This window comes from Pseudomonas sp. TE36184 (genome assembly GCF_054060055.1).
This window is the reverse complement of record NZ_JBSSCU010000001.1, coordinates 5,269,640-5,281,588: the sequence shown is the minus strand read 5'-3', so window position 1 is coordinate 5,281,588 and position 11,949 is coordinate 5,269,640. Positions and strand designations below refer to the sequence as shown.

Below are 11,949 nucleotides of genomic sequence, written 5' to 3'. Positions count from 1 at the left end.
ACTTGACCTTTTCGACCGCCCAAAACAAAACCCCTGTCTGCGTGAGCAAACAGGGGTTCTGGAATTTAATCTTGACGATGACCTACTCTCACATGGGGAAACCCCACACTACCATCGGCGATGCATCGTTTCACTGCTGAGTTCGGGATGGGATCAGGTGGTTCCAATGCTCTATGGTCGTCAAGAAATTCGGGTACTGAGTCGTGGCCTATTGGCCTCGCTTCAGCAAATTGGGTATGCGATAGTTTTCGGTGTTTTGTAAGAGTCGAACTTTCGGTTCGTTTCGTCTTCACACACCGCAATCTGGTCTCTTTCGAGTTCGCAAATTGCTTGGGTGTTATATGGTCAAGCCTCACGGGCAATTAGTATTGGTTAGCTCAACGCCTCACAGCGCTTACACACCCAACCTATCAACGTCGTAGTCTTCGACGGCCCTTCAGGGGACTCAAGGTCCCAGTGAGATCTCATCTTGAGGCTAGTTTCCCGCTTAGATGCTTTCAGCGGTTATCTATTCCGAACATAGCTACCCGGCAATGCCACTGGCGTGACAACCGGAACACCAGAGGTTCGTCCACTCCGGTCCTCTCGTACTAGGAGCAGCCCCTCTCAAATCTCAAACGTCCACGGCAGATAGGGACCGAACTGTCTCACGACGTTCTAAACCCAGCTCGCGTACCACTTTAAATGGCGAACAGCCATACCCTTGGGACCGGCTTCAGCCCCAGGATGTGATGAGCCGACATCGAGGTGCCAAACACCGCCGTCGATATGAACTCTTGGGCGGTATCAGCCTGTTATCCCCGGAGTACCTTTTATCCGTTGAGCGATGGCCCTTCCATACAGAACCACCGGATCACTAAGACCTACTTTCGTACCTGCTCGACGTGTCTGTCTCGCAGTCAAGCGCGCTTTTGCCTTTATACTCTACGACCGATTTCCGACCGGTCTGAGCGCACCTTCGTACTCCTCCGTTACTCTTTAGGAGGAGACCGCCCCAGTCAAACTACCCACCATACACTGTCCTCGATCCGGATAACGGACCTGAGTTAGAACCTCAAAGTTGCCAGGGTGGTATTTCAAGGTTGGCTCCACGCGAACTGGCGTCCACGCTTCAAAGCCTCCCACCTATCCTACACAAGCAAATTCAAAGTCCAGTGCAAAGCTATAGTAAAGGTTCACGGGGTCTTTCCGTCTAGCCGCGGATACACTGCATCTTCACAGCGATTTCAATTTCACTGAGTCTCGGGTGGAGACAGCGCCGCCATCGTTACGCCATTCGTGCAGGTCGGAACTTACCCGACAAGGAATTTCGCTACCTTAGGACCGTTATAGTTACGGCCGCCGTTTACCGGGGCTTCGATCAAGAGCTTCGCGTTAGCTAACCCCATCAATTAACCTTCCGGCACCGGGCAGGCGTCACACCCTATACGTCCACTTTCGTGTTTGCAGAGTGCTGTGTTTTTAATAAACAGTCGCAGCGGCCTGGTATCTTCGACCGGCATGAGCTTACGGAGCAAGTCCTTCACCCTCACCGGCGCACCTTCTCCCGAAGTTACGGTGCCATTTTGCCTAGTTCCTTCACCCGAGTTCTCTCAAGCGCCTTGGTATTCTCTACCCAACCACCTGTGTCGGTTTGGGGTACGGTTCCTGGTTACCTGAAGCTTAGAAGCTTTTCTTGGAAGCATGGCATCAACCACTTCGTCATCTAAAAGATAACTCGTCATCAGCTCTCGGCCTTAGAATCCCGGATTTACCTAAGATTCCAGCCTACCACCTTAAACTTGGACAACCAACGCCAAGCTGGCCTAGCCTTCTCCGTCCCTCCATCGCAATAACCAGAAGTACAGGAATATTAACCTGTTTTCCATCGACTACGCTTTTCAGCCTCGCCTTAGGGACCGACTAACCCTGCGTCGATTAACGTTGCGCAGGAAACCTTGGTCTTTCGGCGTGGGTGTTTTTCACACCCATTATCGTTACTCATGTCAGCATTCGCACTTCTGATACCTCCAGCAAGCTTCTCAACTCACCTTCACAGGCTTACAGAACGCTCCTCTACCGCATCACTTACGTGATACCCGTAGCTTCGGTGTATGGTTTGAGCCCCGTTACATCTTCCGCGCAGGCCGACTCGACTAGTGAGCTATTACGCTTTCTTTAAAGGGTGGCTGCTTCTAAGCCAACCTCCTAGCTGTCTAAGCCTTCCCACATCGTTTCCCACTTAACCATAACTTTGGGACCTTAGCTGACGGTCTGGGTTGTTTCCCTTTTCACGACGGACGTTAGCACCCGCCGTGTGTCTCCCATGCTCGGCACTTGTAGGTATTCGGAGTTTGCATCGGTTTGGTAAGTCGGGATGACCCCCTAGCCGAAACAGTGCTCTACCCCCTACAGTGATACATGAGGCGCTACCTAAATAGCTTTCGAGGAGAACCAGCTATCTCCGAGCTTGATTAGCCTTTCACTCCGATCCACAGGTCATCCGCTAACTTTTCAACGGTAGTCGGTTCGGTCCTCCAGTTAGTGTTACCCAACCTTCAACCTGCCCATGGATAGATCGCCCGGTTTCGGGTCTATTCCCAGCGACTAGACGCCCTATTAAGACTCGCTTTCGCTACGCCTCCCCTATTCGGTTAAGCTCGCCACTGAAAATAAGTCGCTGACCCATTATACAAAAGGTACGCAGTCACCTAACAAAGTAGGCTCCCACTGCTTGTACGCATACGGTTTCAGGATCTATTTCACTCCCCTCTCCGGGGTTCTTTTCGCCTTTCCCTCACGGTACTAGTTCACTATCGGTCAGTCAGTAGTATTTAGCCTTGGAGGATGGTCCCCCCATATTCAGACAAAGTTTCTCGTGCTCCGTCCTACTCGATTTCATGACTAAGAGATTTTCGCGTACAGGGCTATCACCCACTATGGCCGCACTTTCCAGAGCGTTCCGCTAATCTCAAAGCCACTTAAGGGCTAGTCCCCGTTCGCTCGCCACTACTAAGGGAATCTCGGTTGATTTCTTTTCCTCAGGGTACTTAGATGTTTCAGTTCCCCTGGTTCGCCCCTTACACCTATGTATTCAGTGTAAGGTAACCATCTTATGATGGCTGGGTTCCCCCATTCAGACATCTCCGGATCAAAGTCTGTTTGCCGACTCCCCGAAGCTTTTCGCAGGCTACCACGTCTTTCATCGCCTCTGACTGCCAAGGCATCCACCGTATGCGCTTCTTCACTTGACCATATAACCCCAAGCAATCTGGTTATACTGTGAAGACGACATTCGCCGAAAATTCGAATTTCTCAATTAAGAGAACTCACAAATTTTACCTTAGCCTGATCCGTTACCAGTGAAAGTAACGTTCAGTCTATCTTTCTATCACATACCCAAATTTTTAAAGAACGATCTAATCAAAGACTAGAAATCAACATTCACCATCATCACGATGGAATGCTCATTTCTAAGCTTTCAACTTCCAGAAGCAGTAGTGGTGGAGCCAAACGGGATCGAACCGTTGACCTCCTGCGTGCAAGGCAGGCGCTCTCCCAGCTGAGCTATGGCCCCGTATTTCTACAGGTTCCCACACAAAATTGGTGGGTCTGGGCAGATTCGAACTGCCGACCTCACCCTTATCAGGGGTGCGCTCTAACCAACTGAGCTACAGACCCAATTTCGGGCTGCTTCTTATCGTCTTCTTCAATGAATCAAGCAATTCGTGTGGGAACTTATGGAGCAGCTGATGTCGTCGATTAAGGAGGTGATCCAGCCGCAGGTTCCCCTACGGCTACCTTGTTACGACTTCACCCCAGTCATGAATCACACCGTGGTAACCGTCCCCCCGAAGGTTAGACTAGCTACTTCTGGTGCAACCCACTCCCATGGTGTGACGGGCGGTGTGTACAAGGCCCGGGAACGTATTCACCGCGACATTCTGATTCGCGATTACTAGCGATTCCGACTTCACGCAGTCGAGTTGCAGACTGCGATCCGGACTACGATCGGTTTTCTGGGATTAGCTCCACCTCGCGGCTTGGCAACCCTCTGTACCGACCATTGTAGCACGTGTGTAGCCCAGGCCGTAAGGGCCATGATGACTTGACGTCATCCCCACCTTCCTCCGGTTTGTCACCGGCAGTCTCCTTAGAGTGCCCACCATTACGTGCTGGTAACTAAGGACAAGGGTTGCGCTCGTTACGGGACTTAACCCAACATCTCACGACACGAGCTGACGACAGCCATGCAGCACCTGTCTCAATGCTCCCGAAGGCACCAATCTATCTCTAGAAAGTTCATTGGATGTCAAGGCCTGGTAAGGTTCTTCGCGTTGCTTCGAATTAAACCACATGCTCCACCGCTTGTGCGGGCCCCCGTCAATTCATTTGAGTTTTAACCTTGCGGCCGTACTCCCCAGGCGGTCAACTTAATGCGTTAGCTGCGCCACTAAGAGCTCAAGGCTCCCAACGGCTAGTTGACATCGTTTACGGCGTGGACTACCAGGGTATCTAATCCTGTTTGCTCCCCACGCTTTCGCACCTCAGTGTCAGTATCAGTCCAGGTGGTCGCCTTCGCCACTGGTGTTCCTTCCTATATCTACGCATTTCACCGCTACACAGGAAATTCCACCACCCTCTACCATACTCTAGTCAGTCAGTTTTGAATGCAGTTCCCAGGTTGAGCCCGGGGATTTCACATCCAACTTAACTAACCACCTACGCGCGCTTTACGCCCAGTAATTCCGATTAACGCTTGCACCCTCTGTATTACCGCGGCTGCTGGCACAGAGTTAGCCGGTGCTTATTCTGTCGGTAACGTCAAAACAATCACGTATTAGGTAACTGCCCTTCCTCCCAACTTAAAGTGCTTTACAATCCGAAGACCTTCTTCACACACGCGGCATGGCTGGATCAGGCTTTCGCCCATTGTCCAATATTCCCCACTGCTGCCTCCCGTAGGAGTCTGGACCGTGTCTCAGTTCCAGTGTGACTGATCATCCTCTCAGACCAGTTACGGATCGTCGCCTTGGTGAGCCATTACCTCACCAACTAGCTAATCCGACCTAGGCTCATCTGATAGCGCAAGGCCCGAAGGTCCCCTGCTTTCTCCCGTAGGACGTATGCGGTATTAGCGTCCGTTTCCGAACGTTATCCCCCACTACCAGGCAGATTCCTAGGCATTACTCACCCGTCCGCCGCTCTCAAGAGAAGCAAGCTTCTCTCTACCGCTCGACTTGCATGTGTTAGGCCTGCCGCCAGCGTTCAATCTGAGCCATGATCAAACTCTTCAGTTCAAACATCTTTGGATTTTTAAGAAACCCTAAACTTGGCTCAGCAATCGTTGGTTACATCTTTGATTTCTCGCGGAGTAACTTGTGATGCTGATAATCTTGTTGACTATCAGTCTGACTCCACAAGCACCCACACGAATTGCTTGATTCAGTTGTTAAAGAGCGGTTGGTTAAGATCTTTCGTCTCAACCGAGGCGCGCATTCTACAGCAGCCTCATTTGCTGTCAAGTGATTATTTCAAGAAGTTTTCAAAGTTTCCTTTGTAACTTCAACCACTTGCGCTTCCGATCTCTCGTTAGCGGGAGGCGAATTCTACAGCGTTACACGCTGCTGTCAACACCTCTTTTTCTCCGCTTTCGACCGAGAAGATCGAAACGTTAATAGAGCCAAACAACACTGCTCTACCAACTCCTTCCAGGCTTCGATGAACTGAAGCAGGCCGCTGTCGAATCTTGCGTAACTCTTTGTTTACCAAGGAGTTTTCCGTTTCGACTGCGCCGGAAGTGGGGCGAATTATAGACAGATATAAATCGCCGTCAACAGTTAATTTCAGACTTATTCGGATTTGAGCGTAATACGCGCAAATGCCTTCTTCCCAGCCTGGCAAACATGGGTCGCACCCAGCGCGTATATAAAGGTGCGATCAACCACTTCACCATCGATACGCACACCACCGGAACCCAAGAGGTCACGCGCGACCGCCGAGTTCTTCACCAGGCCTGCCTTATTAAGGACGGCCGCGATCGGCATTGCCTCGGCAGCAGTCAGCTCGATCTCCGGCAGATCATCCGGCAGCTCACCATCCTTCATCCGGTTGCCCGCCGCACGGTGAGCGCTGGCCGCAGCCTCCTCGCCATGGAAACGCGCAACAATCTCTTCAGCCAGCTTGATCTTCACGTCGCGAGGATTGGCACCCGCCTCGACATCCGCACGCAGCGCATTGATCTCATCCATCGAGCGGAAGCTCAACAGCTCGAAGTAACGCCACATCAGCGCATCCGGAATCGAAACCAGCTTGCCGTACATCACGCCCGGCGCCTCCTGGATACCGACATAGTTGCCCAGGGACTTGGACATCTTCTTGACGCCGTCCAACCCTTCCAGCAACGGCATGGTCAGAATGCACTGAGCCTCTTGCCCATACGCACGCTGCAGCTCACGCCCCATCAGAAGGTTGAACTTCTGATCGGTGCCACCCAACTCAACGTCAGCGCGCAACGCCACCGAGTCATAGCCCTGGACCAGCGGGTACAGGAACTCATGAATCGCGATCGGCTGGTTGGTCGAATAGCGCTTGTCGAAGTCATCGCGCTCAAGCATGCGCGCCACGGTGTACTGGGATGTCAGACGAATGAAGTCCGCCGGCCCCATCTTGTCCATCCAGGTGGAGTTGAACGCCACCTCGGTCTTGGCCGGATCGAGAATCTTGAACACCTGGGTCTTGTAGGTCTCGGCATTCTCGAGAACCTGTTCACGGGTCAGCGGTGGACGCGTGGCGCTCTTGCCGCTTGGATCACCGATCATCCCGGTGAAATCCCCTATAAGGAAGATCACCTGATGCCCCAGGTCCTGGAACTGGCGCAGCTTATTGATAAGCACGGTATGGCCCAGGTGCAGATCCGGCGCAGTCGGATCAAAGCCGGCCTTGATACGCAGGGGCTGGCCACGCTTGAGCTTTTCGATCAGCTCCGCCTCGACCAACAGTTCTTCCGCACCACGTTTTATCAGCGCTAGCTGCTCTTCAACCGACTTCATAACAGACCCGCAAGGCTCAGATTCAAAAGGGAACCAACCATACAAGATCAGGGACTAATTACAAGTTTTGCCCTGCGCACGGACACCGTTCAACAAGCCCGGCGTTCGCGAGCTTGCGTCACAGATGATTTGGTTATATTTTATACAGTTATTTCATCTTCATCATGTCAGTCATCTTTTCCATTTCATCTTCAAAGTCAAAATTACCTATGACCACAGAACCGTCTAAAGCGCCGCCGCTTTACCCAAAGACCCACCTGCTCGCTGCAAGTGGTATCGCCGCCCTTCTGAGCCTGGCACTCCTGGTATTCCCTTCCAGTGACGTAGAAGCCAAACGAACATCCCTGAGCCTTGACCTGGAAAGTCCCGCAGAACAACTGACACAAGATCAAGACGCTTCCGACGCGCAACAAGCCACAAATGCACCCGTCGATTCGCCGTTTGCCCAGATCGAAAGCGCCCCGGACGAAACCGACAAAACCGCCCAGCAGCAGGCTGCACCTGCCGTAGCGCAGGCCAAGAGCCCTCAGCATCGCGAGGTGCTCGTCGGCAAGGGCGACACGCTTTCCACCCTGTTCGAGAAGGTCGGCCTACCTGCCACTACGGTTAATGAGGTCTTGGCCAGCGATAAACAAGCCAAGCAATTCACCCAGCTCAAACGCGGTCAAAAACTCGAATTCGAACTGACCCCAGATGGCCAGCTGAACACCCTGCACAGCAACCTCAGCGACCTGGAAAGCATCACCCTGACCAAGGGTGCCAAGGGTTTCGCGTTCAATCGCATCACCACCAAGCCAGTGATGCGCTCCGCCTACGTACATGGCGTCATCAACAGCTCGCTGTCGCAATCGGCCGCCCGTGCCGGCTTGTCCCACAGCATGACCATGGACATGGCCAGCGTGTTTGGCTACGACATCGACTTCGCCCAGGACATCCGCCAGGGTGACGAATTCGACGTGATCTACGAGCAGAAAGTCGCCAACGGCAAAGTGGTCGGCACCGGCAATATCCTCTCCGCGCGCTTTACCAACCGCGGCAAGACCTACACCGCCGTGCGCTACACCAACAAACAAGGCAACAGCAGTTACTACACCGCTGATGGCAACAGCATGCGCAAGGCCTTTATCCGCACACCTGTGGATTTCGCCCGCATCAGCTCGCGCTTCTCCATGGGACGCAAGCACCCCATCCTGAACAAAATCCGCGCCCACAAAGGCGTCGACTATGCAGCGCCGCGCGGCACGCCCATCAAGGCCGCAGGTGACGGCAAGGTACTGTTGGCCGGACGTCGCGGCGGTTACGGCAACACCGTGATCATCCAGCACGGCAACACCTACCGCACGCTGTATGGCCACATGCAAGGCTTCGCCAAGGGCGTACAGACCGGCGGCAACGTGAAGCAGGGCCAGGTGATCGGCTATATCGGCACGACCGGCTTGTCCACCGGCCCACACTTGCACTATGAATTCCAGGTCAATGGCGTACACGTCGACCCGCTGGGCCAGAAACTGCCGATGGCCGACCCGATCGCCAAGGCCGAACGCGCGCGTTTCATGCAACAAAGCCAACCGCTGATGGCACGCATGGATCAGGAGCGCTCCACCCTGCTGGCTTCGGCGAAGCGCTAAGGTATGCCGCTCTATATAGGTGTGATGTCAGGGACCAGCCTCGATGGCCTGGATATCGCCCTGATCGAACAAGAGGCGGCGATCAAGCTGATCGCCACTCACTACATCCCCATGCCAGACAGCTTGCGCGCGGAGCTGCTTGGCCTGTGCGCCAGCGGCCCGGATGAGATCGCCCGCTCGGCAATGGCCCAGCAGCACTGGGTGACACTCGCCGCCCAGGGCATCCATGCCCTGCTCGACCAGCACAACCTCAAGCCCCAGGACATTCGCGCGATCGGCAGCCATGGGCAGACTATCCGCCATGAACCGGCACGCGGCTTCACCGTACAGATCGGCAACCCTGCCTTGCTCACCGAATTGACCGGCATTACCGTGGTCAGCGACTTCCGCAGCCGCGACGTTGCCGCAGGTGGCCAGGGTGCGCCATTGGTACCGGCCTTTCATGAAGCACTGTTTGACGAACGCAGCGGGAATCGTGCGGTTTTGAACGTCGGAGGTTTCAGCAACCTCAGCCTGATCGAGACCGGCAAACCCGTAGCCGGCTTCGATTGCGGCCCGGGCAATGTCTTGCTGGATGCCTGGATTCATCAACAGCGCGGCGAACACTTTGATCGCGAGGGTCAATGGGCCGCCAGCGGCAAAGTCGAACCTCAGTTGCTCAACGCGCTGCTCAGTGACCCTTTTTTCTTGACCAAAGGCCCGAAAAGCACCGGGCGCGAAGTGTTCAACCTGGGATGGCTGCAACAGCACCTGGCGCGCTTGCCCGCCTTCGCCCCCCAGGACATCCAGGCCACGCTGCTGGAACTGACGGCCCTGACCATCGTCGAGGCCCTGCAAACCGCCCAACCCCAGACAAACACCCTGCTTGTCTGCGGCGGCGGCGCGCATAACCGCACGCTGATGAAGCGCCTGGCCACGCTATTGCCATCGACCCAGGTCAGCAGCACCGCCACCTGCGGCGTAGACCCCGATTGGGTCGAAGCCATGGCCTTTGCGTGGCTGGCCCATTGCTGCCTCGAAGGCATCGCCGCCAACCGCCCCAGCGTCACTGGCGCACGCGGGCTACGGGTGCTGGGCGCGATCTACCCCGCCTGACTGCCCGCCAGAATCCGCAGACAGCAAAACGCCGCTTGGCCGATCAAAGCCAAGCGGCGTTTTTATATCCGCTACCGATCAGATCGAGAACGAAGACCCGCAACCACACGTAGTCGTGGCATTAGGGTTCTTGATCACGAAACGCGAACCCTCCAGACCTTCCTGGTAATCCACCTCGGCGCCTGCCAGGTATTGGAAACTCATGGGGTCCACAACCAGGCTCACGCCCTCGCGCTCGACGATGGTGTCGTCATCGGCCACTTCTTCATCGAAGGTAAAACCGTACTGAAACCCTGAACAACCGCCGCCCGTAACAAATACGCGCAGCTTCAAGCGATCATTACCCTCTTCATCGACCAGGCTCTTCACCTTGTGCGCAGCACCGTGGGTGAATTGCAAAGCCGTGGGGGTGAAGGACTCAACGCTCATGCTGATAATCTCCCGGCGTACCGCCGCCATATGCGTAATGGTCGGTATTATCCGCTTCTCCTAGAAAAGCGGTCAACTATTGTTACGGTATATCAATCTGCGCAGCCGCCATTAAAAACACAAAAGGCCCGATCGACGGGCCTTCTGCTTGGCGACCTGACAGCCTTACGGCAGCATGCCTGCGTGGGACAAGCCCAGCTTCTCATCCAGGCCGAACAGGATGTTCATGTTCTGCACCGCCTGGCCCGAAGCGCCCTTGACCAGATTGTCGATCACCGACAGCACCACCACCAGATCACCGTCCTGCGGCCGATGCACGGCAATCCGGCACACGTTGGCGCCGCGCACGCTGCGGGTTTCCGGATGGCTGCCGGCCGGCATCACATCGACGAACGGCTCGTTGGCGTAACGCTTTTCAAACAGCGCCTGCAAATCCACCGAGCGATCCACCACCGTCGCATACAGTGTCGAGTGAATACCACGGATCATCGGAGTCAGGTGCGGCACGAAGGTCAGCCCCACATCCTTACCGGCGGCGCGACGCAGCCCCTGGCGGATTTCCGGCAGATGACGATGCCCTTTTACCGCGTAGGCCTTCATGCTTTCCGACGTCTCGGAGTACAGCGACCCCACCGCCGCCCCACGCCCGGCGCCGCTGACGCCCGACTTGCAGTCGGCAATCAAGCGCGAAACGTCGGCCAGCCCGGCTTCGAGCAATGGCAGGAAGCCCAACTGCGTCGCGGTCGGATAGCAACCCGGCACGGCGATCAGGCGCGCTTGCTTGATCTGCTCACGATTGACTTCCGGCAGGCCGTACACCGCCTCTTCCAACAGCTGCGGCGCGCCGTGTGGCTGGCCGTACCATTTGGCCCACTCGTCGGCATCCTGCAGGCGGAAGTCCGCCGACAGATCGATGACCTTGGTGCCCGCGGCCAGCAACTCGCCGGCCAGCGCATGGGCCACGCCGTGGGGGGTGGCAAAGAACACCACGTCACAGGCGCCGAGGGTCTTGATGTCCGGCACGCTGAACGTCAGGCCGTCGTAATGGCCTCGCAGGTTCGGGTACATATCGGCCACAGCCAGGCCGGCCTCGGATCGGGAAGTGATGACCACCACCTCAGCTTGCGGATGCTGCGCCAACAGACGCAGCAATTCGACACCGGTGTAACCCGTGCCGCCGACGATACCGACCTTGACCATAAACCTGCCCTCAAAGAACCCACTGGAAAGCCGTCGATAATAGGGGCCGCATTGTCCTGCGACAACCGCCAAGGTGACGTAAGGACGCATGAGCCACTACTATCTTCAGTTACCGTGAACCTGGGAATAACTAAAAATGCTTTATCTATGGGTCAAAGCCTTCCATATCGTCAGCATCGTGTGCTGGTTTGCCGGGCTGTTCTACCTGCCGCGCCTGTTCGTCTATCACGCCCAAAGCGAAGACACCGTCAGCAAGGAACGCTTCAGCGTCATGGAGCGCAAGCTGTATCGCGGCATCATGGGCCCGTCGATGCTTGCCACGCTGGTCTTCGGCATCTGGATGATCGCCCTCAACCCCGGCCTCTTCCATATGGGCGCCTGGCTCCACGTCAAGCTGACCCTGGTCGTTCTGCTGATCGGTTACCACCACATGTGCGGCGCACAGGTAAAACGCTTCGCCCGTGGCGAAAACACCCGCAGCCATGTCTTTTATCGCTGGTTCAATGAATTCCCGGTTCTGATATTGCTGGCTATCGTAATTCTGGTCGTGGTCAAACCGTTCTAAC

The 11,949-nt window shown here is 55.3% G+C and carries 6 protein-coding genes, 2 tRNA genes and 3 rRNA genes; 3 read left to right on the top strand and 8 right to left on the bottom strand.

The annotated features are described in order from the left end of the window. Positions 1–69: 69 nt before the first annotated feature. From rrf to tyrS, 6 genes are all read right to left on the bottom strand, one after another. Positions 70–185 (bottom strand): 5S ribosomal RNA (gene rrf / locus ACVWZP_RS23725). Between the two features lie 156 nt (positions 186–341). Beyond that, positions 342–3,233, bottom strand: a 23S ribosomal RNA gene (locus tag ACVWZP_RS23720). 247 nt (positions 3,234–3,480) lie between these two features. Beyond that, positions 3,481–3,556 (bottom strand) — tRNA-Ala (locus tag ACVWZP_RS23715). A gap of 27 nt (positions 3,557–3,583) precedes the next feature. Then, positions 3,584–3,660 (bottom strand) — tRNA-Ile (locus tag ACVWZP_RS23710). A gap of 82 nt (positions 3,661–3,742) precedes the next feature. Then, positions 3,743–5,279: ribosomal RNA gene (locus ACVWZP_RS23705) — 16S ribosomal RNA — on the bottom strand. The 16S, 23S and 5S rRNA genes sit together here with 2 tRNA genes alongside, the layout of an rRNA operon. A gap of 552 nt (positions 5,280–5,831) precedes the next feature. Next, positions 5,832–7,031 carry a tyrosine--tRNA ligase gene (gene tyrS / locus ACVWZP_RS23700; protein WP_017847777.1) on the bottom strand — a complete coding sequence of 400 codons (1,200 nt, stop codon included), beginning with the start codon at positions 7,029–7,031 and terminating at the stop codon, positions 5,832–5,834. A 209-nt stretch (positions 7,032–7,240) separates the two neighbouring features. Between tyrS and ACVWZP_RS23695 the strand changes: the two genes are divergently transcribed. Together ACVWZP_RS23695 and ACVWZP_RS23690 are read left to right on the top strand one after the other, a co-directional pair. After that, complete coding sequence (locus tag ACVWZP_RS23695; RefSeq protein ID WP_046381874.1) at positions 7,241–8,659, top strand: peptidoglycan DD-metalloendopeptidase family protein; 1,419 nt, start codon at positions 7,241–7,243, stop codon at positions 8,657–8,659. Positions 8,660–8,662: 3 nt separating this feature from the next. Continuing rightward, on the top strand, positions 8,663–9,754 hold the full coding sequence (locus tag ACVWZP_RS23690) for an anhydro-N-acetylmuramic acid kinase (RefSeq protein ID WP_026140132.1): 1,092 nt from the start codon (positions 8,663–8,665) through the stop codon (positions 9,752–9,754). A 78-nt stretch (positions 9,755–9,832) separates the two neighbouring features. On the opposite strand, the gene erpA is transcribed toward ACVWZP_RS23690, so the two are convergent. Both erpA and argC read right to left on the bottom strand, forming a co-directional pair. Next, positions 9,833–10,183: an iron-sulfur cluster insertion protein ErpA gene (gene erpA, locus ACVWZP_RS23685; RefSeq protein ID WP_007906865.1), complete on the bottom strand. Its 351-nt coding sequence runs from the start codon at positions 10,181–10,183 to the stop codon at positions 9,833–9,835. A gap of 165 nt (positions 10,184–10,348) precedes the next feature. Continuing rightward, positions 10,349–11,383: an N-acetyl-gamma-glutamyl-phosphate reductase gene (argC, locus tag ACVWZP_RS23680; protein WP_457370193.1), complete on the bottom strand. Its 1,035-nt coding sequence runs from the start codon at positions 11,381–11,383 to the stop codon at positions 10,349–10,351. 136 nt (positions 11,384–11,519) lie between these two features. Between argC and hemJ the strand changes: the two genes are divergently transcribed. Then, positions 11,520–11,948 carry a protoporphyrinogen oxidase HemJ gene (gene hemJ, locus ACVWZP_RS23675; protein ID WP_017847782.1) on the top strand — a complete coding sequence of 143 codons (429 nt, stop codon included), beginning with the start codon at positions 11,520–11,522 and terminating at the stop codon, positions 11,946–11,948. Position 11,949: the final 1 nt, after the last annotated feature.